Genomic DNA, 24,699 nt, shown 5'->3' on the forward strand with positions numbered 1-24,699 from the left:
TTGCTCCACTGTGGGAACAAGCGTAGACCCGAATATGAGGGGGGGAAAGTTGGGTGTCGCGAGGGTGCGACACTTGGTCGCGACTTATGCCTGTGGCGAGGGAGCTTGCTCCCGCTGGGCTTCGCAGCGGCCCCAAGATCTTGGGAGCGCTTCGCACTCCAGCGGGAGCAAGCTCCCTCGCCACAGGTAGAGCTTTTACTGCGGTTGGCTGTCTGGCGTTGCACCATCAGCATTATGGGACAGGCTATACACGTACGCCGCCAGCAGATGCACCTTGTCATTACCCTGCAGCACTTCCTGGGCCGGCATCTGGCCCTGGCGACCATGGCGGATGGTCTGCTGCAACTGCGCCAGGCTGGTGCCGTAGATAAACCCGCTTGGTTCGGTCAGGTTCGGCGCGCCCATGGCTTCCACGCCGTGGCCTTGTGGGCCGTGGCAAGCCACGCAGGTGGTGCTGAATGCGGCTTGGCCCGCGGCCAGGTCAGCGGTGTTGTCCGCCGGCAAGGGCAGCTTGGCCAGGTCGTGGCGCACATAGGCGGCGACGTTTTTCACCCCGTCCTCACCCAGCACTTCACCCCAGGCCGGCATGGCCGCGTGGCGACCGGCCATGATGGTAGCCTTGATCGCTTCGGCCGAACCACCCCAGCGCCAGTTGCTGTCTGCCAGGTTCGGGAAGCCATAGGCGCCCTTGGCATCCGAGCCGTGGCACACCGCGCAGTTGGAGGCGAACAGGCGACCGCCCATCTTCAACGCTTGTGGGTCCTTGGCGACTTCTTCCACGGGCATCGCCGCGAACTTGGCGAAGATCGGCCCGAACCTGGCGTCGGCTTTGGCCATTTCCTTGTCCCATTCCTTGGTCTGGGTCCAGCCATCTTCATAGCCCGGCAGCACGCCTTTCCAGTTGCCCAGGCCCGGGTAGAGAATCAGGTAGCCGACGGCAAATACCAGCGTGCCGGCGAACAGCATGAACCACCACTGGGGCAGCGGGTTGTCGTACTCCTCGATACCGTCGAAGGCATGGCCCATGGTCTGGTCGACGCTACCCTTGGTTTCGCCCTTGCGGGTGCCGACCAACAGCCAGGTCAGGCCGATCAGGCTGCCGAGGGTCAATACGCAGATCCATGTACTCCAAAAAGTAGTCATGGCCGAGTGCTCCTTGTTGCTGGCTCTGCTTGAGCGTCGGTTGGGGAGGGTTCATCGGCAAACGGCAGCATGGTCGCATCCTCAAACTCCGACTTGCGCCGTGGGCTGAACACCCACAGCGACAGGCCGATAAAGGCGATGGCGACCACCAGCGTGCCGAGGCCGCGGATGGTGCCCGCATCGAATTCAAATCCCATGGCTCACCTCTTGCTCTTGATGGCAGTGCCGAGCACTTGCAGGTAGGAAACCAGCGCGTCCATCTCGGTCTTGCCCTTGAGGCTGGCGACCGCGCCGTTGATGTCGTCGTCGGTGTACGGCACGCCGAGGGTGCGCATCACTTTCAATTTGGTCTCGGTGTGGCTGCTGTCGACGGCGGCGGTGACCAACCACGGATAGGCCGGCATTTTCGACTCCGGCACCACGTTGCGCGGGTTGTACAAATGCGCGCGGTGCCAGTCGTCCGAGTAGCGCGCGCCGACGCGGGCCAGGTCCGGCCCGGTGCGCTTGGAGCCCCACAGGAACGGATGGTCCCACACGCTTTCGCCGGCCACCGAGTAGTGACCGTAGCGCTCGGTCTCGGCGCGGAACGGGCGGATCATCTGCGAGTGGCACTGCACGCAGCCTTCGCGGATGTAGATGTCGCGGCCCTCCAGCTGCAGCGCGGTGTAGGGCTTCATGCCTTCCACCGGCTTGTTGGTCACGTCCTGGAAGAACAGCGGGACGATCTGGGTCAGGCCGCCGATGCTCACGGCGAGCACCATCAGCAGCATCAGCAGGCCGACGTTTTTTTCAATCGTTTCGTGTTTCATCATCGACTCCTCAGGCCATCTGCGCTGCGGCGCTGATTTCGGCTGGCTGCGCCGAACGCACGGTGCGCCACGTGTTGTAAGCCATCAGCAACATGCCGGTGAGGAAGATCGCACCGCCCACCAGCCGCACGATGAAGCCAGGGTGGCTGGCCACCAGGGTTTCGACGAAGGAGTAGGTCAAGGTGCCGTCTTCGTTGACCGCACGCCACATCAGGCCCTGGGCGATGCCGTTGACCCACATCGAGGCGATGTAGAGCACGGTGCCGATGGTGGCCAGCCAGAAGTGCGCGTTGATCAGGCCGAGGCTGTACATCTGCTCGCGACCGAAGACTTTCGGGATCATGTGGTACAGCGCGCCGATGGAGATCATCGCCACCCAGCCCAGCGCCCCGGCGTGTACGTGGCCGATGGTCCAGTCGGTGTAGTGGGAGAGAGCGTTGACGGTCTTGATCGCCATCATCGGACCTTCGAAGGTCGACATGCCGTAGAAGGCCAGGGACACAACGAGGAAGCGCAGGATCGGGTCGCTGCGCAACTTATGCCAGGCACCCGAGAGGGTCATCATGCCGTTGATCATGCCGCCCCAGCTTGGCGCCAGCAGCACCAGTGACATCACCATGCCCAGGGACTGCGCCCAGTCCGGCAAGGCGGTGTAGTGCAAGTGGTGAGGGCCGGCCCAGATGTACAGGGTGATCAGCGCCCAGAAGTGCACGATGGACAAGCGATAGGAATACACCGGACGCTCGGCCTGCTTGGGTACGAAGTAGTACATCATCCCCAGGAAGCCTGCGGTGAGGAAAAAGCCTACCGCGTTATGCCCATACCACCACTGCACCATGGCATCCGTCGCACCGCCGTACAGCGAGTAGGACTTGGTCAGGCTGACCGGGATTTCCAGGTTATTGACGATATGCAGGATGGCCACGGTGATGATGAACGCACCGAAGAACCAGTTACCGACGTAGATGTGCTTGGTCTTGCGCTTCATGATCGTGCCGAAGAACACGATGGCATAGGCGACCCAGACGATGGTGATCAGGATATCGATCGGCCATTCCAGCTCGGCGTATTCCTTGGAACTGGTGTAGCCCAGCGGCAGGCTGATTGCGGCCAGCAAAATTACCAGCTGCCAGCCCCAGAAGCAGAACGCAGCCACTTTTGGTGCGAACAGCTGAGTCTGGCAGGTACGTTGTACCGAGTAGAAGGAGCTGGCGAACAGCGCGCAGCCACCGAAGGCGAAAATCACCGCATTGGTGTGCAACGGGCGCAGGCGGCCGAAGCTGGTCCAGGGTAAATCGAAGTTGAGCGCAGGCCAAACCAATTGGGCGGCGAGAAAAACCCCGAGCCCCATGCCGACGATGCCCCACACCACCGTCATAATGGCGAATTGGCGGACCACCTTGTAGTTATAGGCGGTACTTAAAGTAGTGTTCATGGTTCCCCATCCACGGTTCAACCCAAGCAAGTGCGGCACTTGGGCTGGAGTTATAGGCAGACTAAAAAGCGAGGCAAGCATGGGCAAAGAGCACAAGGCCAGTATTGACGGGGATCAATGGGCGCAGTGTGTGCGTGAACGCGGCTGGCTGTGGGATGTCGCCACGGGCACGGCTTCGGGCGAGCCGGTCACGCTGATCCTGGCCCACGGCGCCGGGGCACCGATGGACTCGGCGTTCATGAACGACATGGCGGCACGCCTTGCCGGGCATGGCGTGAGCGTGTTGCGCTTCGAGTTCCCGTACATGGCCCAGCGCCGTGTGGATGGCGGCAAGCGCCCGCCGAATCCGGCGCCGAAACTGCTGGAGGCGTGGCGTGAGGTGTATGGCGAGGTGCGACGTCATGTCGCTGGGAAACTGGCAGTTGGCGGCAAGTCCATGGGCGGGCGGATGGCGAGTCTTTTGGCCGATGAGTTGGGTGCTGACGGGCTGGTGTGCCTGGGTTATCCCTTCTATGCAGTGGGTAAACCGGAGAAACCACGGGTCGAGCATCTGGCCGGGTTGAAGACGCCGACGTTGATTGTGCAGGGTGAGCGCGATGCGCTAGGCAATCGAGCGGCGGTTGAGGGGTATGACTTGTCGCCGAACATCGAGCTGATGTGGCTGGTGGCGGGGGATCATGATTTGAAGCCGTTGAAGGCGTCGGGCTTCAGTCATGAGCAGCATTTGGAGACTGCGGCCGTCAAAGCGTCAGGATTTCTAGGCTGACGCTTCGCGGCGCTCTGTGGTCTAGGGGCATCCGGGGAGCACTTCTTGTGAGGTGCACACCTTAGCGATCCTTGATTAATGTGAAGCTTCCCTGTGGATGGAGAGCGCTGTACTCGCCGCTGAAAGTGGCATTGAAGGTGCCGCTGGCGGTGCCTTCAGCCGGATTAAGCTTGATGGCAAGTTCTGCGCGGACTGCGCTGACAACTCTGATTCCAGGTTGCCCAGCAGGGCCCGCGATGCTGTGGTGATACTTGAACAGGCTGCCCAGTTCATAGATCGTGTCTATCGGGTTTTCATCTATATAGGGAATGAAAAATTGAAACGCAAATAAGTTTCTTTGACTGGTATGTCCTACTGATCCCATGAATAACCATAATTTCTCATGTGTTAAATGGCCAAATACAGTTTGTTCCGCAGTTATGACGACGGGGGAACCGTTCACTGTCCAATTAAATTCATTGTCAGTGTTTTGGCGTTTGGCAGCATCAGGGAAGAAAATATATTCTCCGTTCATCGTCTAGTCCTTCTCATAGAAGTTGAGGGATTGATTTTTAAATCGGTTTTCAGTTTTCGGAGGGCGCAGTATAAAAATTACCATGAGTCATACTTACAACGTCCCTGATTGTGTGCTGGAAGACGGCTTTACATTGCAGAGGATCTTGAGTCAATGTGAGGGTGATGTTGTATTCACCTTCGTAACCACCTCCAAAATAGGGGAAGTAGAAAAAGTTTGACTTTCCGTCAAGGTGCACAAAGGTTTTATCAGTGATCGTTGCGTTTTCATCGTTGCTATAAATTATGATTGCCCAATCACGGTAATCATGTGTGTCCGGTTGTCCCTCTTCGCCGACTAGATACCATGCGCCACCTCCGTTGGGCTGCTCACTGTAGAATAGCCAACCTTCTGATTCATATTGGATGTCTCCCTCTTTCCAGCGGAAAACTGCAGAAATTTGCGATGTGGTAGTTTCTCCACTCCACTCGCAGCGGCCTTTGATTTCACGTAATCCTGATTGTTTCTCGATGATGCTGCATACGAAGTCTAGCGTTGTCCGGCCAGTCATTTCGTCAATGTTTATCTTGAATTCGCCTGGCAGTCCCAAGTGCTCCTCAGTCTCCGCGCAATTATTATTTGTGTGCAGGATGTGGATGTATTCGAAGCGGTCAGGATTTTGCTTGAGTGTTTGAGGGGGAAAGGGGCTTTTCAATAGTAATGAGTGTCGGGTGTCTGGACCCTGAAGTGTTATCTTCATGCAATATTGATTGTCGTGTGACTGATGTATTGGCATGGCCCAACCTTTCAGTGGGGTTGTTCCGTGTTGTTTTTCTCTCAATTGTACGTGGCCGATTGTCCTAGAGAGTGGTTTCAGTGACGACTGAGACATGGGCTTTTACTCTTTTTGGCGTGATGCCGTAGAGTAAGAGCGCAGAGAGGGGGCGGTAACCTGTGAATAATGACAGTTTGATAGACTGTTTGGTGATAGGTCGTTCGAGTGTATATGGCCGTTGATAATATGCGCTTCAGGATCATGACTTGAAGCCATTGAAGGCGTTCGGGTTCAGTCATGAGCAGCATTTGGAGGCTGCGGCGGTGCAAGTGGCTGGGTTTCTCGGCGCCTGTTCCATGGCGGATTACGGGCACACCGAGCCTAAGCGAGGTGCCGAGTGGTGGGGCAAGAGCGTTTGCTTACTTTGGCCTGGGCCGGCATCCCGGCTTTTGCAAAGTGAGCCGCCGTCAGGGCGGAACCAATAGCTTCCGTTGCCGCAGGAATGGCTATGTACTCGGTCGGATCCGAAATCCTGGTCGGCCCTGAGGCCGCCATCGGGAGCAAGTCGAATCGTCGCACCGCCCCTCCCACAGGTACAGCGCCATACCAGAAGTTGTGTAGATACCTATGTCTATCGGGGGCTTGCCCCGATAGCGGGTCTACCGGTTAAAACGCTCCACCAGCGAGTACTGAGTATTCGCCGTATGAGTCAGCTCTTCACTCAACTGCGCCGAGTTCATGGCCTGCTCTGAAGTCTGATCCGCCAACAGCGCAATGGTGCTGATATTGCGGCTGATCTCCTCGGCCACGGCGCTTTGCTCTTCGGTAGCAGCGGCAATCTGGGTGGTCATGTCGGTGATATTGGCCACCGCCTCACTGATGCCCACCAACGCCTGATCCGCTTCCATCACCCGCGCTACACCCTCTTCAGCCTGGCGATGCCCAGCGTCCATGGTTTGCACAGCTGCAGCCGCCGTGTGTTGCAGCTTGGCGATCAGGGTATGGATCTGCCCGGTGGATTCGGCCGTACGCTGTGCCAGTTGGCGCACTTCATCGGCGACCACTGCAAATCCACGGCCCATCTCACCGGCCCGCGCGGCTTCGATAGCGGCATTGAGCGCCAGCAGGTTGGTCTGGTCGGCGATGCCTTTGATCACATCGACCACGCCGCCGATTTCATCGCTGTCCTTGGCCAGTTGGGTGACGGTCACACCCGTCTCGCCCACCGCAACCGACAGCCGCTGAATCGCCTCGCGGGTTTCCCCGGCGATATCGCGGCCGCGACCGGTCAGGCGGTTGGCTTCCTGGGTGGCATCGGCGGTGCGCTGCACATGGCTGGCGACTTCCTGGGTGGTCGCGGCCATCTGGTTGACCGCAGTGGCCACCTGTTCGGTCTCCACGCGCTGGCGTTCCAGGCCGCTGGAGCTGTTGTGCGCCAGGGTGTTGGAGCGCGCCGCCTGGTCGTTGAGGTGTTCGGCGGTGTCCTGCAAGCGTGTAAGACAGGTCTTCAGACGCGCTTCCTGGCTGAGGATCGACATTTCCAGTCGGGCCTGGGCGCCACGGCTGTCGGTGTACATCTGCGCGATCAACGGATCGGAGGTGGTCTGCTCGGCCAGGCGCAGCAAGCGCTTGAGGCCGCGCTGCTGCCAGCTCAGGCCCAGCAGGCCCAACGGCACCGACAGCGCTGCCGCCAGGGCAAAGCCCCACTGGGAGGTGAGGGTGGCGCCGATCATAAAGCTCAGTTGGCTGACCAGGATAAACGGCAGCCAGTCCTGTAGCACCGGCAGCCATTTGTCGCGCTGGGGGATGGCCGACTTGCCCTGGTTGATGCGTTGATAGAGCGCCTCGGCCCGGCGGATCTGCTCGGCGGTGGGCTTGATGCGCACCGATTCGTAGCCGATCACCTGGTTGCCGTCGAACACCGGAGTCACATAGGCGTTAACCCAGTAATGGTCACCGGTCTTGCAGCGATTCTTGACAATGCCCATCCATGGCAAGCCTTGTTTGAGCGTGGACCACATGTGCGCGAACACGGCCGAGGGCACATCCGGGTGGCGCACCAGGTTGTGCGGGGCACGGATCAGTTCGTCGCGGGTGAACCCACTGATTTCGACAAACGCGTCGTTGCAGTAGGTAATGACACCCTTGGCATCTGTGGTGGAGATCAACCGTTGCTGAGCGGGGAAGGTACGTTCGCGCTGGGTAACGGGTTGGTTATTACGCATGATTGTTCAATCCGCAAGGCTTTCAGGGGGTATCGGCCATGGCGGGCATTTATTTAACTTATTTTTGCAACAATCCTGGGAGCAGTGGGCTGGCTGTGGCGAGGGAGCAAGCTCCCTCGCCACAACAGCTCGCTCCTACAGTAAGAAAGGCTCAGCCGGCCAGCATCGGGTAGGTGAACAGCCCGAAGTGCAGCAGATTCAAGCCAAAGTGCGTGGCAATCGCTGCGCCCAGCCCGCCAAAGCGATACGCCAGGCCGTAACCGACCCCGGCAATACTCGCCAGCATTACCCACTGCCAACCCGCACCAAAATGCGCCAGGCCGAATAACAGCGAGGCCAGCAGCAGCGCGAGGTTCTCGCCGTAGGGCAGGTGTTTGAAACGCTGGCTCAGGCCACCCTGAACATAGCCACGAAACAGCGCTTCCTCCACCAGCGTCACCAGCAGCAGGTTATTGAGCACCCACAGCCATGCCTGGTCCGGCCATTTGGGGGCCCAACTGATCATCCCCATCAGGGCCGCGCCACCCAGGGCAGCGATGGCGGTCAGGGTCAGTGCCAGGGTGGTGACGCAGATCGACAGGCGCAATGAGCGTCGCGCCACAATCCACGGGCAGGCCAGCAACAGCCAGAAGCCGATCAGGGGTTTGTCCTGGTTCAGGTACATCGAGAAGGGCACCGAGTCCGGAGTGAAACGCTGGGGCGCAATACCTCGGCCATTGTAGAAACCCGGCAGCCAGTGCATCGCCAGCCCCAGGGCCAGGACGATAAACAAGCCGTGGCCCAGGTAGCGTGCCCAAGGAGTGCGTTGCTGGCGTACGGCGTAGCCGGCCACCAGCAACAGTGCTACTGACACCGCCGCCAGTATGCCCAGTTGGCCGTAGATCAAGGCCGTGACATAGCCAATGCAAAGTAGTGTGAGGTACAGCCAGGGCAGAGCAATCATGTGAAATCCTTAACAAAAACAGGGCGGCATTATAGCGAGTGGTCTGGTTCGAGGGCATGAAAACGCCTCCACGTACGAGGCAAGGGGGAAAGGATTGCAAAGTATGTTTGCGGCTGGTTATAGTCGTCGCGTCTTTCTCCCTTCAAAAGATCAGCACATGCCAGCTTCCCAGCGCATAGCGGTAGTCGATTCAGCGGTCAACGCTGTGGTCGTGCCGTGCGGCGCAAAGCAGCCTGCGCAGATCAGTCACTACCCCCCACCTGTCAGTAGCACGCCGGTGTACGCAGTCGTATCACCGCCGGGCGTTGGCATTTCGGGCTGATCAGCTGTTTGCTGTTGCCCTGTGCCTGCCTGAAAAAAACCTACTGAAATTCAGTCCTTACTGAATCGGCTTTTTTGCCTGATAACAGGTGGTAACTCATGTCTGTTCTTTCGAAACAATCCGTGGCCGCGGCGGCCTCGACGAGCTTGTTTGTCTTGCTGTGGAGCAGCGGGGCGATCTTCTCCAAGTTGGGCCTGGCCCATGCTTCGCCCTTTGCCTTTCTGCTGATCCGCTTTGCCATCGCCCTGGTGGGGTTGGTGGTGCTGGTGCCGATCCTCAAGTTGAAGCTGCCACGTCCCGGCAAGCCCATGCTGTATGCGGCGGCGACGGGCATGGTGTTGTTGGGGGCCTACCAGATTTTCTATCTGCTGGCCCTGGACCTCAAAGTCACCCCCGGAGTGATGGCGACCATCATGGGCGTCCAGCCGATCCTCACCGTGGTGCTGATGGAGCGTCAGCGCTCGTTACGCCGGCTGTTCGGCCTGGGGTTGGGCCTGGCCGGGTTGATCATGGTGGTGTACCAGGGCATCGGGCTGGCGGGCATGTCCCTGGCCGGGATGCTCTTCGGGCTGCTGGCGCTGGCGAGCATGACGTTCGGCTCGATCATGCAAAAGCGCATCACCGACAACCCCTTGGGCACATTGCCGCTGCAATACCTGGCCGGGATGCTGTTGTGTGCGGTGTTCGTGCCGTTCCAGCCCTTCCATTTCGAGCACAATTGGGGCTTTTACCTGCCGGTGCTGTGGATGGGGTTGGTGGTATCAGTACTGGCGACGCTGTTGCTGTATCGGCTGATCGCCCGCGGCAACCTGGTGAATGTCACCAGTTTGTTCTATCTGGTGCCGGCGGTGACGGCGGTGATGGACTACCTGATCTTCGGCAACCGCCTGGCGCTGTTGAGCCTGTTGGGCATGGCGCTGATCATCGTCGGTTTGGTGTTTGTATTCCGTAAACACTAACCCCCTGTAGGAGCAAGCTTGCCGTGGCGAGCAAGCTTGCTTGCGCTGGGGGGCGAAGCATCCCCGGGAGCAGGGGGACGCTCCTATAGTTTTTGCGGGCGCAGCACCAACCACAACGCCCCGGCAATCAACACCCCGCCATACAGGTGAGCCATGGACAGTGGCTCATCCAGCAGCAACGCCCCCCACAATACGCCGAACGGCGGGATCATGAAGGTCACGGTCATCGACTTGACCGGGCCGATGGATGACAGCAGGCGGAAGTACAAAATGTAGGCGAACGCCGTACACACCAGCCCCAGGCCCAGCAGCGACGCCCACACCTGCCAGCCGCCCCAACTTGCCGGTGGATGGCTGATGGCGCTGTAGGCAAAGAGCGGCAATAGAAACAAGGTAGCGCCGAGCATACTGCCCAAGGCCGACAGGCGACTGTCCAGCCCGCCGCGCTGATCCAGCCAGCGTCGTGCCAGGAAACCGGCAAACCCGTAGCAGGTGGTTGCCAGCAGGCACGCCAGCGCGCCCATCAACAATTGCAGATCAAAGGCCACTGGCCCCGCACGCGTGAGCACGGCGACGCCAAACAGCCCCGAGGCAACGCCCGCTATTTTCGACGGTGTCAGGCGCTCGCTGAAAAACAACCCGCCAATCAGCACGCCCATCAGCGGCGTGGTGGCGTTGAAAATTGCCGAATAACCCGCCGGCAGTACCTGGGCCGCCACCGAGTACATGGTCGCTGGGATCCCGGAGTTGATCACCCCCAACAGCAAAACGGTCTTGAACTTGCCCTGGAAATCCCAGCTCACGCGCAGCATCGCCAGAATCGCCAGCAACCCGGCGGCGGCGATCGACACGCGGAAAAATGCGGTCGGCACGGTGCCGATTTCCGGCGCGATGATGCGCATAAACAGGAAACTCGCGCCCCAGATGGCAGCCAATCCCAGCAAGTAGAGGGTGTCAACAGGTCTCACGGAAAACTCCTACGCCAATCAGGCGGGGAGTGTTGCCCAGCGCTCAGGCCGACACAATCGCTAACTACGACTGCCCCTTAAAAATCCTCCTTCTCCTGCCAGCGTTCACTGGCTAAGCTCTGAGCTTCCCGCTACCCGTTCGAGGTTTTCCGCATGTCGCAGCCCGCCCTCGCTATCGCCCGGATGATCCTCGACGGTTTCGACGATTACCGTGAGCACTTTCGCCAGATCACCGATGGGGCCCGCGAGCGTTTCGAGAAGGCCCAATGGCAGCAAGGGCAGGCGGCGTCTGCGGCACGCATCAACCTGTATGAAGAGAAAGTTGCCGAGGTCACTGCCCGCCTGCGCGCCGGTTTCGAAGCGGGTGCGCTGCAGGACATCGAGCTGTGGCCCCTGGTGAAAAGCGCGTATATCGGCCTGATCGACCTGCGCTTTGACGATGAATTGTCCGAGACCTGGTACAACTCGATCTTCTGCGGCCTGTTCAGCCATGACCTGATCAGCGACGGCTGCATGTTCATCCACACCACCCGGCCGAGCCTGCGCCGGGCGCGGGCGGCGCAAACCCGGGTCTACACGCCGGCCGGTAAAATATCAGACATGCTGGCGCAGATTTTCTCTGACTACAGCTTCAGCGAGCCTTACGCCGACCTTCCTGCCGACCTGCGTCGCCTCGAAGCCCAACTGCGGGAAAACCTGCCGGATTGGGTGTGCAAGGACCCGGACCTCAAGGTCGAGCTGTTTTCCTCCGTGCTCTACCGCAACAAAGGCGCCTATCTCGTGGGGCGCATTTATACCCGCGACGAACAGTGGCCGTTGGTCATCCCGCTGCTGCACCGCGAAGGGCGCGGCATCCAGATCGATGCGTTGATCACCGACGAAGCCGACGTGTCGATCATCTTTTCGTTCACCCGCTCCTATTTCATGGTCGACGTACCGGTACCTGCCGAATTCATCGGTTTTCTCAAGCGCATCCTGCCGGGCAAGCACATTGCCGAGCTGTACACCTCCATTGGTTTCTACAAGCACGGCAAGTCCGAATTCTACCGCGCACTCATCAACCACCTGGCCACCACCGACGATCAGTTCATCATGGCCCCCGGCGTGCGCGGCATGGTCATGAGCGTGTTCACGCTGCCGGGATTCAACACCGTGTTCAAGATCATCAAGGACCGTTTTTCACCGTCGAAAAACGTCAACCGCGCCACGGTGATCGAGAAGTACCGGCTGGTTAAAAGTGTCGACCGGGTAGGGCGCATGGCTGACACCCAGGAATTCGCCGACTTCCGTTTCCCCTTGAGCAAGTTCGAGCCCGAGTGCCTGGCCGAGCTGCTGGAAGTCGCGGCCGGCACGGTCGAAGTGGAAGGCGACAGCGTGCTGATCCGCCACTGCTGGACCGAGCGGCGCATGATCCCGCTCAACCTCTACCTCGACAACGCCAACCCCGCCCAGGTGCGCGAAGCCCTGGAAGACTACGGCCTGGCAATCAAGCAACTGGCGGCGGCGAATATCTTCCCCGGCGACATGCTGCTGAAAAACTTCGGCGTCACCCGTCATGGCCGCGTGGTGTTCTACGACTACGATGAAATCTGCTTTCTGACCGAAGCCAACTTCCGCCATATTCCCGCACCGCGCACCCCCGAGGACGAAATGGCCTCAGAGCCCTGGTACTCAATCGGCCCGCTGGATGTGTTCCCCGAAGAGTTCCCGCCGTTCCTGTTTGCCGACGCCGGGCAACGCAGGTTGTTCGATGAGCTGCATGGCGAGCTGTACAACGCCGATTACTGGAAGGGCCTGCAGGACGCGATTCGCGCCGGCAAGGTTATCGACGTATTCCCCTATCGCCGAAAAGACCCGCTGTAAGGCTTTCTCTTGTGGGAGGGCTTGCTCCCACATGTTTGACCTGCCAGATAAGTCGATTTTCTGCCACACTTGCCGGCCGCGCATAACATAGATGACCGTCGAAGTAGCTGATGACTGACCAAGCACCCACCATCGACCAACTGCTCAAAACCCTCGATCACGCCATGCTCGCCGACCGCCACCGCTTGCGCCGGCAGTTGCTTGAGCTGCGCAAGAAACCCGATGAGGACAAGCTGGCGCAGTGGGTGGCGCGGATGCAGGCATCCTGTGCCCAGGTCACGGCGCGGCGCGCCAGCCTGCCGGTGATTCGCTACGACGACAGCCTGCCGATTGCCGCCAAGCGCGATGAGATCAAGGACGCGCTGCTCAAACACCAGGTGTTGATCATTGCCGGCGAGACCGGCTCGGGCAAGACCACCCAGTTGCCGAAAATCTGCCTGGAAATCGGCCGCGGCCAGTACGGCCTGATCGGCCACACCCAGCCGCGCCGGATCGCAGCGCGCAGCGTCGCCAGCCGTGTCGCTGAAGAGCTGACCACGCCATTGGGCGCCTTGGTCGGCTATCAGGTGCGTTTCGAAGACCAGAGTGATTCCAACACCCTGATCAAGCTGATGACCGACGGCATCCTGCTGGCCGAAACCCAGAACGACCGTTATCTGGAACGCTACGACACGATCATCGTCGACGAAGCCCACGAACGCAGCCTGAACATCGACTTCCTGCTCGGCTACCTCAAGACCCTGTTGCCGCGTCGCCCCGACCTGAAAGTCATCATCACCTCGGCGACCATCGACCTGGAGCGCTTTTCCAAGCACTTCGACGATGCGCCGATTGTCGAGGTCTCGGGCCGTACCTTCCCGGTGGACACCTGGTATCGCCCACTGACCCTGGAACAGGACGAAGAGGGCAACCGCGTCGAGGATGACTTGACCGTCGACCAGGCGATCCTCGCCACTCTCGATGAAATCGCCGCCTATGAGCGCAGCGAGCGACGCAGCCCCGGCGATGTGCTGGTGTTTCTGCCCGGTGAGCGCGAGATCCGTGATGCCGCCGACATGCTGCGCAAGGCCCAGCTCAAGCACACCGAGATTTTGCCGTTGTACGCACGGCTGTCACCGGCCGAGCAACAGCGCATTTTCCAATCCCACCCAGGCCGGCGCGTGGTACTGGCGACCAACGTTGCGGAAACCTCGCTGACGGTGCCGGGCATTCGCTATGTGATCGACAGCGGCACGGCGCGCATCAGCCGCTACAGCTACCGCGCCAAGGTGCAGCGCCTGCCGATCGAGGCGATCTCCCAGGCCAGCGCCAACCAGCGTAAAGGCCGTTGCGGCCGAGTTGAGCCGGGTATTTGCGTGCGCCTGTACAGCGAAGAAGATTTTATCGGGCGCCCGGAATTCACCGACCCGGAAATCCTGCGTACCAACCTCGCCGCCGTGATCCTGCAGATGCTGCACCTGCGCCTGGGCGAAATCACTGATTTCCCGTTTATCGAACCGCCAGATGGCAAGGCGATCAGCGACGGTTTCAACCTGCTGCAGGAACTCTCGGCGGTGGACCGTAACAGCCAACTCACGCCGTTGGGTCGCCAGCTTGCACGCTTGCCGGTGGACCCGCGCATGGGCCGCATGTTGCTCGAAGCGGCCAAGCTGGGCAGCTTGCAGGAAGTGCTGATCGTCGCGAGCGCCATGTCTATCCAGGACCCGCGCGAGCGGCCACCGGAGCGTCAACAAGCCGCCGACCAGGCCCACGCTCAGTGGAAGGATCCGGATTCGGACTTCGCCGGGCTGGTCAACCTGTGGCGTGGCTTTGAAGAGCAGCGCCAGGAACTGACCGCCAGCCCGCTGCGCAACTGGTGTCGCAAGAACTTCCTCAACTACCTGCGCCTGCGCGAGTGGCGCGACTCCCATCGCCAGTTGAGCCTGATCTGCCGCGACATGCAGCTGAACATCAATAAAGAGCCGGCGGACTTCCCCAAACTGCACAAGGCGGTGCTGTCCGGCCTGCTCAGCCAGATCGGCCAGAAGACCGAAGACGGCGATTACCTCGGTGCGCGGCAGCGGCGTTTCTGGATCCACCCCTCCTCCGGTATCGGCAAGAAGCGCCCGCAATGGCTGATGACCGCCGAACTGGTGGAAACCACCAAGCTCTATGCGCGCATGGTGGCGAAGATCGATGCCGACTGGATCGAGCCGCTGGCCGGGCACCTGATCAAGAAAAACCACTTCGAACCCCATTGGGAGAAGAAGCGCGGCCAGGTGGTGGCGTTTGAGCAGATCACCCTGTTCGGGCTGATTGTGGTCGGGCGCCGGCCGGTGCATTACGGGCCGATTGACCCGGTGGTGTCCCGCGAGTTGTTTATCCGGGAAGGCCTGGTACGCGGTGAGATTCAGTCCCGCGCCAAGTGCCTGACAGCCAACCAGCGCCTGCTGGAGCAACTCGACGAATTGGAAGCCAAGGCCCGCCGTCGCGACATCCTCGCCGACGAAGAAACCCTCTACGCGTTCTACGATGCGCGCCTGCCAGCGGAGATTCACCAGACCGCCACGTTCGACAGCTGGTACAAGGTCAACAGCCAGAAAGACCCGCACCTGCTGATCATGCGCGAAGAAGATGTGCTGGCCCGCGAGGCCAGTGAGGTTACCGCTGCGCATTATCCGGACACCTTGCACCTGGGTGACCTGGCGTTGGCCTTGAGCTACCACTTCGAACCCAACCACCCTCGCGATGGCGTCACCCTGCGTGTACCTGCGCCGTTGCTGCCGGCGTTGCCGGCCGAGCGCCTGGAGTGGCTGGTGCCGGGCGTGATCGAAGCCAAATGCATCGCGTTGGTACGCAACCTGCCCAAGGCATTGCGCAAGAACTTCGTGCCGGTGCCGGACTTCGTCAAGGCGGCGCTGCAACGCATCGAATTCGGCCAGGGCTCGCTGCCCCAGGCGCTGGGGCGCGAGTTGCTGCGCATGACCGGTGCGCGGGTCAGCGATGAAGCCTGGGCTGAAGCGGCGCAGCAGGTAGAAAGCCACCTGAAGATGAACCTGGAAGTGGTCGACGGCCAAGGCAAGTTCCTTGGCGAAGGCCGCGACCTGGCCGAACTGACCGCACGTTTTGCAGAGGCCAGCCAGGCCGCGTTGGCCGTACCGCAAACCGCGAAAAGCCAACAGCCGGTAGAAGCCAAGGTGTTCGCGGCGGTGGCTGAAAAGACCCAGCAAAACATCGCCGGCCTGTCGATGACGGTGTACCCGGCGCTGGTGGAAGAGAACGGCACGGTCAAGGAAGGGCGTTTCTCCACCGCCGCCGAAGCCGAGTTCCAGCATCGCCGCGCGTTGCAGCGCCTGCTGATGCAACAACTGGCGGAACCGGCGAAATTCCTGCGCGGCAAATTGCCGGGCCTGACCGAGCTGGGCTTGATGTACCGCGAACTGGGGCGTATCGACGCGTTGGTGGAAGACATTCTGCTGGCCAGCCTCGACACCTGTGTACTTGAGGGCGAAGAAAGCCTGCCGCGTGATGGCGCGGGCCTGGCTGCCCTGGCCGAGCGCAAGCGTGGCGGTTGGACCGAACACGCCGAGCGCCTGGCACGCCTGACCCTGGAGGTGCTGAAACTCTGGCACGGCCTGCAAAAGCGCTTCAAGGGCAAGATCGACCTGGCCCAGGCGGTGGCCTTGAATGATATCAAGCAGCAACTGAGCAACCTGGTGTACCCAGGTTTTGTGCGCGAAACCCCGGCGCAATGGTTCAAGGAGCTGCCGCGCTATCTCAAGGCAATCGAACTGCGCCTGGAAAAACTGCCGAGCCAGGTGCAAAAGGATCGCGTGTGGAGCAGCGAATTGGGCGGCCTGTGGGCGCAATACCAGAACCGCTTGAACAAACACGCCCAGGAAGGCAAGCGTGACCCACAGTTGGAGCTTTACCGCTGGTGGCTGGAGGAATACCGGGTGTCGTTGTTTGCCCAGCAGTTGGGCACCAAGGTACCGATTTCCGATAAACGCTTGAGCAAGCAGTGGAGCCAGGTAGAGCCCTGAACCTTTCCCGGTTTCCCGATCCGGGCAGGGCCAAATGTGGGAGGGAGCAAGTCGAATCGTCGCACCGCCCCTCCCACATTCAAGGTGTTTGTCTAGCCTATAGCGCCAAATCTCCAGGGTTGTGGCAAACTTCGCGGTTACAAGATTGAATAAAGCATCGCCAGTTTGATGCCTGCTGGACGGAATCAAACGACTTTAAGTTTGGTACGACGGTACCAATATCTTCTGCCTGACAGATTTAGAGGAACGACCGTGCATAACGTCGTCATCAGCGGCACTGGCCTGTACACCCCGGCCAACAGCATCTCCAACGAAGAGCTGGTGCAGTCTTTCAATGCCTATGTGCAACAGTTCAACGCAGACAACGCCGCCGCCATCGAGCGTGGCGAGGTGCAGGCGCTGACGGAGTCGAGCGCGGCATTCATCGAAAAGGCATCCGGCATCAAGAGCCGTTTTGTGATGGACAAGGACGGCATCCTCGATCCGCAGCGCATGGCGCCACGCCTGCCCGAACGTAGCAACGACGAATGGTCGGTGCTCTGCCAGATGGCGGTCGGTGCCGCCGAACAAGCCCTGCAACGTGCCGGCAAGACCGCCGCCGACATTGATGGCGTAATCGTTGCCTGTTCCAACCTGCAACGTGCCTACCCGGCGATTGCCATTGAAGTCCAGGAAGCCTTGGGTATCCAGGGCTTCGGTTTTGACATGAACGTGGCGTGTTCTTCGGCCACCTTCGGCATCCAGAACGCGGCCAACAGCATCCAGTTGGGCCAGGCCCGGGCGATCCTGATGGTCAACCCGGAAGTCTGCACCGGCCACCTGAACTTCCGCGATCGCGACAGCCACTTCATCTTCGGTGACGCCGCCACTGCGGTGATCCTGGAGCGCGCTGACCTGGCGACGTCCGAGCACCAGTTCGATGTGGTGAGCACAAAGCTGCTGACCAAATTCTCCAACAACATCCGCAATAATTTCGGCTTCCTCAACCGCACGGCGGAAGAAGGTGTCGGTGCCCCCGACAAGCTGTTCGTGCAGGAAGGCCGCAAGGTGTTTCGCGATGTCTGCCCGATGGTGGCCGAATTGATCGGCGCGCACCTGGCGGAAAATCAGTTGAGTGTGACCGATGTGAAGCGCTTCTGGCTGCACCAGGCCAACCTGAGCATGAACCACCTGATCGTGAAAAAGCTGCTGGGGCGCGACGCGTCGGTGGAAGAAGCGCCAGTGATCCTCGATACTTACGCCAATACCAGCTCGGCCGGCTCGGTGATTGCGTTTCACACTTACCAGGATGACTTGCCCAAGGGCTCGGTTGCCGTACTCAGCTCCTTTGGCGCCGGGTATTCGATTGGCAGTGTGATCCTGCGCAAACGCTGATTGTGTGGGGGCTGGCTTGCCTGTGATGGCATCACTGTGGTGTGACTGATACACCGAGGTGTCTGCATCGCAGGCAAGCCAGCTCCCACAGGACCGGGTGTGCACTTTTAAATAGAGGTTTGAATGGCAGCAGCGGACGACGCGCACCTGCTTGAACGCCTGCTCAAGGGTGAGCAGCGGGCCTATAAGGAATTGGTCACCACTTACCAGAGCGCAATGCGGGCGGTGGCCTACGCCATCGTCGGTCAGCGCCACGCCGACGAAATCGTGCAAGACGCCTGGGTTTCGGTCGTACGCAACCTGGCCAGATTCGAAGGGCGATCGAGTCTCAAGACATGGTTATTGACCATTACCGCCAACGCCGCCAAGGGACGTTACAAACAGAATCGTCGGGAAGTGCTGCTCGACGATTTGCCTTCGCCCCACGGCACCATTGGTGATGATCGCTTCAGCCCGGATGATGGCCATTGGGCTGTCGCACCGTATGCCTGGCACCAGGACACCCCTGAAGCGCTGCTGACCGAAGATGAACTGCGCAAATGCCTGGAGCATACGATTCTGAGTTTGTCCGAACTGCAAAGCAGCGTGCTGGTGTTGCGTGAACGCCAGGGTCTGGAACTGGAGGAAATCTGTAATCTTCTGAGCCTTTCGCTCTCCAACGTTCGTGTGCTCCTGCATCGAGCACGGCTTAAAGTCTTTGCTACGGTGGAGCATTTTGAGGAGACGGGCGAATGTTGACCTGTAAAGAGCAAGTAGCGCGCTCCAGTGACTATCTGGATGGTCAATTGACCTTCCGTGAACGTCTGATGGTGCGTCATCACTTGATGTTCTGCCCGAACTGCCGACGGTTTATCCGGCAGATGCGCCTGTTGCAGGCGACGCTCAAGCGTATGCCGCAGGAGCCGGTGGACGGTGCTGATGCGCTGGCTGAACAGTTGGTGGCCGAGCGCCGTAAGGATATGTAGGAGCGAGCTCACCATCGCAAGCTCGCTCCTACAGTAACGGTTAGAACTTGGCTTCAGCATCCAGCTGCAGGGTGTTGGTGTTGGCATCCCGCTGGGTACGGCTGGCGTAGTCCGCCTTGGTCAGGAAGTAGGTGGCGCCCAGGGCGAAGTTCTTGTCGATGTCGTAGCTGACCTTCATCTTGTGGCCGCGCGAACCGGTGGTACCGTTGGCGAAGTCCGAATCGGTGAACGCGCCTACGACGGCATTACGCTGAACATCGCGGTAGTTGTAGTCCAGGTTGAAACCGAACACCTTGGACTTGGCACCCAGCAACCACGCGGTGTCCTGGTCGGTCACGGCATCGTTGTTTTTCACGTATTGGCCGTAGAACGACAGTGGCACTGCCAGGCCGCCGATGTCTGCCTGGGCAAAACCTTCATACAGGCGGAACTCGTTGTTGGCCGAGTTGCCGTTGACCGCCAACGCGCAAGGCGTGGTGGTGGTTGTGCAGCGGCTGTCCTCGTCATTTTTGTAGGCGTAGACGCTGCCGCCCACGGTCATTTTCAGGTTGTCGGTGACCGAGAAACGCGTACCCAACTGGCCGGACGTCAGGCGCAGGTCGTGGCGGAACTGCACGCCGTCGCCGTCGACGTTGTCCTTGAGGTTGTAGTTACCCAGGCTGCCGAACAGTTCGGCGCTGCTGCCCAGTGGGTATTTGTAGGTGACGGCCAGGCCTTCAGGGTTGATATCGCTATCCCAGATCACGTCGCCCATGTTTACCCAAGGCTGAAGCATCTTGCCGCCGATCACGTGCAGGTTCTTGATCTGGTCCGGGTGGTAGTCGATGTAACCGAGGTCCAGCCAGATCGATTTTTTATCGAAGTAGCCGTCCTGATCCTGGTTGGTAGAACGCGCATCGTCACCACCGCCGGTGGCGATACGGATACCGGTGTCCACCTGCGGGTTGATTTCGGTGTAGGCACCCAGGCGGGCGCGGATACGTTGACGGTCTTTGTCACGCCCACCGTTGTTGGGTTCGCCATCGATCTTGATGGTTTCCTGGCGGAAGCGTACATCACCCTTGAATTGAGTCTTGGCGGCCCAGGCCAGCTTTTGGTCGAAGCTGCTCAGCTCGTTGGTTTTTTTCGCAGTGGCTGCGATCTGCTCGTTGGTCTCTTGTTGAGCTTGGCGTGCGATCTGCTGTTCTTTCTGGTCCTTGGCCAGTTCCGCTTGCAGTTCGGTGTACTGCGACGCGGTGATCTGGCCGTTGGCCTTGAGCATGTCGAGCAATTTAGCGTCGACTGCAGCGCTGGCCGGTACGCTCAGGGCCAGCAACAGGCCGCCGCACAGGAGCGCCGCAGTTTTAGTGGAAGCAAGACGCATATCAATCTCCGAAAGTGAGGAGGGATGGCAAACCATCCAGGACACAACCGACCCATGACGGACGGAAAAAATGTCGCCCGGTAGATCCGGACGCTCTAAAAACTGGCGTCAGTATCGCGACCGTTTATGACGGAGTAGTGGCTAAGTGATTTCATGTAGATGACAGCTTGTAACGGGAAGGAACTAACGCTTGCGCGGTCTGTCGGCGCGTTTTGCAGATGTACGCCAGGCTGCGATAAGCGATACTGCCCAGGCTTTCATGCCGTGAAACAATGAGGATGTCGATGCCACTGCAACGCCTGGACAGCCTGTCCGCAATCGCTGCTCACACTTGGGATGCCCTGGTGCCGCAGGCCCAGCCTTTTGTGCGGCATGGGTTCTTGAGCGCGCTGGAAGACAGCGCCAGCCTGGGCCCGCATACAGGCTGGCAGCCGGAACATCTGCTGCACTGGGAAGGCCCGCGCTTGGTGGCGGCATTACCCAGTTACCGCAAGTGGCACTCTTATGGCGAGTACGTGTTCGACCATGGCTGGGCCGACGCCTGCGAGCGTGCCGGCATTGATTACTATCCGAAGCTGCTGACAGCCGTGCCGTTCAGTCCGGTCAGCGGGCCGCGTTTACTGGCCGCCAGTGCCGAAGACGGCTTTGAGTTGCTCAAAAGTTTGCCGGGTTACCTGGAAATCGAAGGGCTCTCCAGCGCCCATATCAATTTCACCGACGCTTTGGCCGATGATGCCTTGGCCCGGCAGCCCGACTGGATGCAACGCCTGGGCTGCCAGTTTCATTGGCAGAACCGTGGCTATCGCGACTTCCAGGACTTCCTTGATGCCTTGAGTTCACGCAAGCGCAAGCAGATGCGCAAAGAGCGTGAACAAGTGGCCGGGCAGGGCATCGAGTTCGAGTGGCTGCAAGGTCATCAATTGAGCGAGGCCCAATGGGATTTTGTTTATGCCTGCTATGCCAACACCTATGCGGTGCGCCGCCAAGCGCCCTACCTGACGCGGGCGTTTTTCAGCCTGTTGGCCGAACGTATGCCCGAGGCGATCCGCGTGGTGTTGGCCAAGCAGGGCCAGCGTCCGGTGGCCATGGCGTTCAGCCTGATCGGTGGCGACAGCTTCTACGGCCGCTACTGGGGCTGCCTGGGGGCGTTCGACCGGCTGCATTTCGAAACCTGTTTCTACCAGGGCATGGACTATGCCATCGCCCACGGCCTGCAACGCTTTGATGCCGGGGCCCAGGGCGAGCACAAATTGATTCGCGGGTTTGAGCCGGTGATCACGCGGTCCTGGCACTACCTGCGCCATCCGGGGCTCAAGAGTGCCGTGCACGACTTTCTTGAACGTGAACGGGTGGGGATTCTGGCGTATGCCGAAGAGGCGAGGGCGGCTTTGCCTTATCGGCAACCTGACAGCAAGTGAAACACCTTGTAGGAGCGAGCTTGCTCGCGAAGAACGCGTAGGCGAAGCTGGCTGCATCTGGATGCCTGCGTCATCGTTGACGTTTTTCGCGAGCAAGCTCGCTCCTACAGGGATTGGGTCAGGCAGGCTTTTCTGCGCCCAACCATCGGTACGTAATGCCACCGATCACCGCGCCCAGGATCGGCGCAAGCCAGAACAGCCACAACTGTTCGAGCGCCCAGCCGCCGACAATCAACGCGGGCCCCGTGCTGCGGGCCGGGTTGACCGAGGTGTTGGTGACCGGGATCGAGATCAGGTGGATCAGCGTCAGCCCCAGGCCAATGGCGATGGGGGCAAAGCCCGCGGGGGCACGGCGGTCGGTGGCGCCCAGGATGATCAGCACGAACATCGCCGTCATCACCAGTTCACAGACCAACCCTGCTGCCATCGAGTAACCACCGGGTGAGTGTTCTCCATAGCCGTTGGAGGCCAGGCCGCTCGCCAGTTCAAAGCCGGGTTTGCCGCTGGCAATAAAGTACAGCAGCGCAGCGGCGATGGTGGCACCGATCACCTGAGACACGATGTAGGCCGGCAACTCTCTGGCTGGAAATCTTCCGCCCACCACCAACCCCACCGAAACGGCCGGGTTAAGATGACAGCCGCTGATGTGTCCGATGGCAAACGCCATGGTCAGCACTGTGAGCCCGAAGGCCAGGGCCACGCCGAGCAGGCCGATTCCGACATTGGGGAACGCTGCGGCCAGCACCGCACTCCCGCAACCGCCCAACACCAGCCAAAACGTACCCAGCCCTTCCGTTACGGAACGTTTGAACAGTGACATGAACACTTCCTTAGATTGCTCTATCTGATTAACGGTCTGTGAAGCTTCCCTGCCGCCTAAATCAGAGCCCTCCTGGGGCCTGATTGCAGTACAGCAGGATTGTGTCGCAAGACCAGTTCGATAGAGAAAACTGTCAGAATTGTTCGGAATTGCCCGGGCACCTATCCAATGAAATCAGTCTATTCCGACGAATCCGCCGGTCTGGTGCTGCCATAACCGCGAATAAAGCCCGCCCTGCGCCAGCAACTCGGCATGGCTGCCGCTTTCGGCAATCTGGCCTTTCTCCAGCACTACCAAGCGGTCCATTCGTGCGATGGTCGACAACCGGTGGGCGATCGCAATCACGGTCTTGCCCTGCATCAGGGTTTCCAGGCTCTCCTGGATTGCCGCTTCCACTTCCGAGTCCAATGCCGAGGTGGCTTCGTCCATGATCAGGATCGGCGCGTCCTTGAGCAGCACGCGGGCGATGGCGATACGTTGCCGCTGACCGCCAGAGAGTTTCACCCCGCGCTCACCGACATGGGCGTCCAGCCCGGTGCGGCCCTCGGAATCCGACAACAGCGGGATGAACTCATCGGCGCGAGCCTTGTGCACCGCAGCCCAGAGTTCGTCCTCAGTTGCGTCGGGCTTGCCATACAGCAGGTTGTCACGGATCGAACGGTGCAGAAGCGATGTGTCCTGGGTGATCATGCCGATCTGTGCGCGCAGGCTTTCCTGGGCCACTTCGGCGATGTTCTGGCCGTCGATCAGGATGCGGCCGCCTTGCAGGTCGTAGAGGCGCAGCAGCAGGTTGACCAGGGTCGACTTGCCCGCGCCGGACGGGCCGATCAAACCGATCTTTTCCCCGGCCTTGATGTTGAGGTTGAGGCCGCCAATGATCCCGCTCTTCTTGCCGTAGTGGAAATCCACCTGCTCAAAGTGCACTTGGGCATTGGGGACTTTCAGGCGCGGGGCGTTTTCACGGTCGGTCACGGCCAGTGGCTGGGCGATGGTTTTCAGGCCGTCCTGCACGATGCCGATATTTTCGAAGATGCCATTGACCACCCACATGATCCAACCGGACATGTTGACGATGCGGATAACCAAGCCGGTAGCCAGGGCAATCGCACCGACGGAAATCAGCGACTGCGTCCACAACCACAGGGCCAGGCCGGTGGTGGTCACAATCAGCAGACCGTTCAAGATACAGATCACGGTGTCCATGCTGGTGAGCACACGGGCGGCCAGTTGGGTTTTTTCGGTCTGCTCGATGATCGCTTGCTTGGCGTATTCCTGTTCATTCTGCGTATGGGCGAACAGCTTCAAGGTGGTGATATTGGTATAGCCGTCGACAATGCGGCCCATCAATTTGGAGCGCGCCTCCGAGGAAATCACCGAGCGCTCCTTCACGCGCGGTACGAAGTAACGCAGGGCCAGGCTGTAGCAGACGATCCAGGTGATCAGCGGGATCATCAGCCGCCAGTCGGCCTCGGCAAACAGCACCAGGGCGCTGATGGCATAGATCGACACGTGCCAGATGGCTTCTGCCGTCGCCACTGCCGAATCACGCAAGGAGTTGCCGGTTTGCATGATCCGCTGGGCGATGCGCCCGGCGAAATCGTTCTGGAAAAAGTTCAGGCTCTGCTTGAGCACGTAGCTGTGGTTCTGCCAGCGAATCAGGCTGGTCATGCCGGGGTTGATGGTCTGGTGCACCAGCAAGTCATGCAGGCCGTTGAAAACCGGGCGCAGCAGCAGGGCGACCACGGCCATCCAGATCAGCTCGGCGCTGTGGATCTGGAAGAAATTCGCCGGTGGTGTGCCCTGGGCCAGGTCGATGATGCGGCTCAGATAGCTGAACAGCGCCACTTCGATAAGCGCACCGACCAGCCCCACCACCAGCAGTGCGGCGAAGCAGGGCCAGACCTGGCGCAGGTAATAGAGATAGAAGGGCAGGACTTTTTCGGGAGGGGCCGCGCTGGGAGCGTCGCGGAAAATATCGATCAGTTGTTCAAAGCGACGATAGAGCATTGGGTTTGACGCCCGCCGGGCGGGCTCTC

The 24,699-nt window shown here is 60.0% G+C and carries 20 protein-coding genes and 1 pseudogene; 9 read left to right on the forward strand and 12 right to left on the reverse strand.

From position 1 onward, the window contains the following. Positions 1–195: 195 nt before the first annotated feature. Genes ccoP through ccoN form a run of 4 tightly spaced genes read right to left on the reverse strand, consistent with a single transcriptional unit; the run spans position 196 to position 3,387 of the window. Positions 196–1,143: a cytochrome-c oxidase, cbb3-type subunit III gene (gene ccoP / locus QMK52_RS15015; protein WP_005790271.1), complete on the reverse strand. Its 948-nt coding sequence runs from the start codon at positions 1,141–1,143 to the stop codon at positions 196–198. Next, positions 1,140–1,340 carry a CcoQ/FixQ family Cbb3-type cytochrome c oxidase assembly chaperone gene (locus QMK52_RS15020; protein ID WP_005790270.1) on the reverse strand — a complete coding sequence of 67 codons (201 nt, stop codon included), beginning with the start codon at positions 1,338–1,340 and terminating at the stop codon, positions 1,140–1,142. The genes ccoP and QMK52_RS15020 overlap by 4 nt, the downstream gene beginning before the upstream one ends. Before the next feature lie 3 nt (positions 1,341–1,343). Further along, positions 1,344–1,952, reverse strand: coding sequence for a cytochrome-c oxidase, cbb3-type subunit II (ccoO, locus tag QMK52_RS15025; RefSeq protein ID WP_003193159.1), 609 nt, complete (start codon positions 1,950–1,952; stop codon positions 1,344–1,346). A gap of 10 nt (positions 1,953–1,962) precedes the next feature. Then, positions 1,963–3,387, reverse strand: a complete 1,425-nt coding sequence (gene ccoN, locus QMK52_RS15030; protein ID WP_005790268.1) for a cytochrome-c oxidase, cbb3-type subunit I — start codon at positions 3,385–3,387, stop codon at positions 1,963–1,965. Positions 3,388–3,466: 79 nt separating this feature from the next. Between ccoN and QMK52_RS15035 the strand changes: the two genes are divergently transcribed. Continuing rightward, entirely contained in the window at positions 3,467–4,153 is a 687-nt protein-coding gene (locus tag QMK52_RS15035; RefSeq protein WP_194438907.1) for an alpha/beta family hydrolase, read from the forward strand. Between the two features lie 61 nt (positions 4,154–4,214). Here QMK52_RS15035 and QMK52_RS15040 read toward each other — a convergent pair whose 3' ends face one another. Both QMK52_RS15040 and QMK52_RS15045 read right to left on the reverse strand, forming a co-directional pair. After that, complete coding sequence (locus QMK52_RS15040) at positions 4,215–4,667, reverse strand: hypothetical protein (protein WP_032803668.1); 453 nt, start codon at positions 4,665–4,667, stop codon at positions 4,215–4,217. Positions 4,668–4,716: 49 nt separating this feature from the next. Further along, on the reverse strand, positions 4,717–5,538 hold the full coding sequence (locus tag QMK52_RS15045) for a hypothetical protein (RefSeq protein ID WP_194438906.1): 822 nt from the start codon (positions 5,536–5,538) through the stop codon (positions 4,717–4,719). Between the two features lie 140 nt (positions 5,539–5,678). Between QMK52_RS15045 and QMK52_RS15050 the strand changes: the two are divergent. Further along, positions 5,679–5,774 (forward strand): annotated as a pseudogene (locus QMK52_RS15050) (alpha/beta hydrolase); the annotation flags it as partial. A gap of 306 nt (positions 5,775–6,080) precedes the next feature. Here QMK52_RS15050 and QMK52_RS15055 read toward each other — a convergent pair. Further along, positions 6,081–7,646 carry a methyl-accepting chemotaxis protein gene (locus tag QMK52_RS15055; protein ID WP_005790260.1) on the reverse strand — a complete coding sequence of 522 codons (1,566 nt, stop codon included), beginning with the start codon at positions 7,644–7,646 and terminating at the stop codon, positions 6,081–6,083. 151 nt (positions 7,647–7,797) lie between these two features. Then, positions 7,798–8,589, reverse strand: coding sequence for a CPBP family intramembrane glutamic endopeptidase (locus QMK52_RS15060; RefSeq protein WP_005790258.1), 792 nt, complete (start codon positions 8,587–8,589; stop codon positions 7,798–7,800). A 420-nt stretch (positions 8,590–9,009) separates the two neighbouring features. Between QMK52_RS15060 and QMK52_RS15065 the strand changes: the two genes are divergently transcribed. Further along, positions 9,010–9,870, forward strand: coding sequence for a DMT family transporter (locus tag QMK52_RS15065; protein WP_320403023.1), 861 nt, complete (start codon positions 9,010–9,012; stop codon positions 9,868–9,870). 83 nt (positions 9,871–9,953) lie between these two features. On the opposite strand, the gene QMK52_RS15070 is transcribed toward QMK52_RS15065, so the two are convergent. After that, the gene (locus QMK52_RS15070) at positions 9,954–10,838 is read right to left on the reverse strand and encodes a DMT family transporter (protein WP_320403024.1); all 885 of its coding nucleotides are present in this window, start codon (positions 10,836–10,838) and stop codon (positions 9,954–9,956) included. 153 nt (positions 10,839–10,991) lie between these two features. Between QMK52_RS15070 and aceK the strand changes: the two genes are divergently transcribed. From aceK to QMK52_RS15095, 5 genes are all read left to right on the forward strand, one after another. After that, positions 10,992–12,701 carry a bifunctional isocitrate dehydrogenase kinase/phosphatase gene (gene aceK, locus QMK52_RS15075; protein WP_005790253.1) on the forward strand — a complete coding sequence of 570 codons (1,710 nt, stop codon included), beginning with the start codon at positions 10,992–10,994 and terminating at the stop codon, positions 12,699–12,701. Positions 12,702–12,811: 110 nt separating this feature from the next. Next, positions 12,812–16,723 (forward strand): ATP-dependent RNA helicase HrpA, encoded by a 3,912-nt coding sequence (gene hrpA / locus QMK52_RS15080; protein WP_005790251.1) that lies wholly within the window; start codon positions 12,812–12,814, stop codon positions 16,721–16,723. A 252-nt stretch (positions 16,724–16,975) separates the two neighbouring features. Next, a complete protein-coding gene (locus QMK52_RS15085; RefSeq protein ID WP_005790250.1) occupies positions 16,976–18,097 on the forward strand; it encodes a beta-ketoacyl-ACP synthase III in 1,122 nt (373 codons plus the stop codon). A gap of 123 nt (positions 18,098–18,220) precedes the next feature. Then, a complete protein-coding gene (locus tag QMK52_RS15090; RefSeq protein WP_005790248.1) occupies positions 18,221–18,835 on the forward strand; it encodes an RNA polymerase sigma factor in 615 nt (204 codons plus the stop codon). Continuing rightward, positions 18,829–19,062, forward strand: coding sequence for an anti-sigma factor family protein (locus QMK52_RS15095; RefSeq protein WP_005790246.1), 234 nt, complete (start codon positions 18,829–18,831; stop codon positions 19,060–19,062). Before QMK52_RS15090 ends, QMK52_RS15095 begins: the two co-directional genes overlap by 7 nt. Positions 19,063–19,102: 40 nt before the next feature. On the opposite strand, the gene QMK52_RS15100 is transcribed toward QMK52_RS15095, so the two are convergent. Continuing rightward, complete coding sequence (locus QMK52_RS15100; RefSeq protein WP_320403025.1) at positions 19,103–20,425, reverse strand: putative porin; 1,323 nt, start codon at positions 20,423–20,425, stop codon at positions 19,103–19,105. A 284-nt stretch (positions 20,426–20,709) separates the two neighbouring features. Between QMK52_RS15100 and QMK52_RS15105 the strand changes: the two genes are divergently transcribed. Further along, the gene (locus QMK52_RS15105) at positions 20,710–21,843 is read left to right on the forward strand and encodes a GNAT family N-acetyltransferase (RefSeq protein ID WP_194438902.1); all 1,134 of its coding nucleotides are present in this window, start codon (positions 20,710–20,712) and stop codon (positions 21,841–21,843) included. Positions 21,844–21,961: 118 nt separating this feature from the next. Here QMK52_RS15105 and aqpZ read toward each other — a convergent pair whose 3' ends face one another. Together aqpZ and QMK52_RS15115 are read right to left on the reverse strand one after the other, a co-directional pair. Further along, a complete protein-coding gene (gene aqpZ, locus QMK52_RS15110; protein ID WP_005790241.1) occupies positions 21,962–22,663 on the reverse strand; it encodes an aquaporin Z in 702 nt (233 codons plus the stop codon). Positions 22,664–22,837: 174 nt separating this feature from the next. Continuing rightward, on the reverse strand, positions 22,838–24,670 hold the full coding sequence (locus QMK52_RS15115; RefSeq protein ID WP_320403026.1) for an ABC transporter ATP-binding protein: 1,833 nt from the start codon (positions 24,668–24,670) through the stop codon (positions 22,838–22,840). Positions 24,671–24,699 lie beyond the last annotated feature (29 nt).

It is taken from the genome of Pseudomonas sp. P9_2 (assembly GCF_034008255.1).
Lineage (GTDB): Bacteria > Pseudomonadota > Gammaproteobacteria > Pseudomonadales > Pseudomonadaceae > Aquipseudomonas > Aquipseudomonas synxantha_A.

Coding starts and splice junctions, on each gene's coding strand:
- QMK52_RS15055 (WP_005790260.1), bottom strand. CDS start 7,646: ATGCGTAATAACCAACCCGTTACCCAGCGCGAACGTACCTTCCCCGCT.
- ccoO (WP_003193159.1), bottom strand. CDS start 1,952: ATGAAACACGAAACGATTGAAAAAAACGTCGGCCTGCTGATGCTGCTG.
- QMK52_RS15090 (WP_005790248.1), top strand. CDS start 18,221: ATGGCAGCAGCGGACGACGCGCACCTGCTTGAACGCCTGCTCAAGGGT.
- QMK52_RS15115 (WP_320403026.1), bottom strand. CDS start 24,670: ATGCTCTATCGTCGCTTTGAACAACTGATCGATATTTTCCGCGACGCT.
- aqpZ (WP_005790241.1), bottom strand. CDS start 22,663: ATGTCACTGTTCAAACGTTCCGTAACGGAAGGGCTGGGTACGTTTTGG.
- QMK52_RS15060 (WP_005790258.1), bottom strand. CDS start 8,589: ATGATTGCTCTGCCCTGGCTGTACCTCACACTACTTTGCATTGGCTAT.
- QMK52_RS15095 (WP_005790246.1), top strand. CDS start 18,829: ATGTTGACCTGTAAAGAGCAAGTAGCGCGCTCCAGTGACTATCTGGAT.
- aceK (WP_005790253.1), top strand. CDS start 10,992: ATGTCGCAGCCCGCCCTCGCTATCGCCCGGATGATCCTCGACGGTTTC.
- QMK52_RS15045 (WP_194438906.1), bottom strand. CDS start 5,538: ATGTCTCAGTCGTCACTGAAACCACTCTCTAGGACAATCGGCCACGTA.
- ccoP (WP_005790271.1), bottom strand. CDS start 1,143: ATGACTACTTTTTGGAGTACATGGATCTGCGTATTGACCCTCGGCAGC.
- hrpA (WP_005790251.1), top strand. CDS start 12,812: ATGACTGACCAAGCACCCACCATCGACCAACTGCTCAAAACCCTCGAT.
- ccoN (WP_005790268.1), bottom strand. CDS start 3,387: ATGAACACTACTTTAAGTACCGCCTATAACTACAAGGTGGTCCGCCAA.
- QMK52_RS15100 (WP_320403025.1), bottom strand. CDS start 20,425: ATGCGTCTTGCTTCCACTAAAACTGCGGCGCTCCTGTGCGGCGGCCTG.
- QMK52_RS15065 (WP_320403023.1), top strand. CDS start 9,010: ATGTCTGTTCTTTCGAAACAATCCGTGGCCGCGGCGGCCTCGACGAGC.
- QMK52_RS15105 (WP_194438902.1), top strand. CDS start 20,710: ATGCCACTGCAACGCCTGGACAGCCTGTCCGCAATCGCTGCTCACACT.
- QMK52_RS15020 (WP_005790270.1), bottom strand. CDS start 1,340: ATGGGATTTGAATTCGATGCGGGCACCATCCGCGGCCTCGGCACGCTG.
- QMK52_RS15035 (WP_194438907.1), top strand. CDS start 3,467: ATGGGCAAAGAGCACAAGGCCAGTATTGACGGGGATCAATGGGCGCAG.
- QMK52_RS15040 (WP_032803668.1), bottom strand. CDS start 4,667: ATGAACGGAGAATATATTTTCTTCCCTGATGCTGCCAAACGCCAAAAC.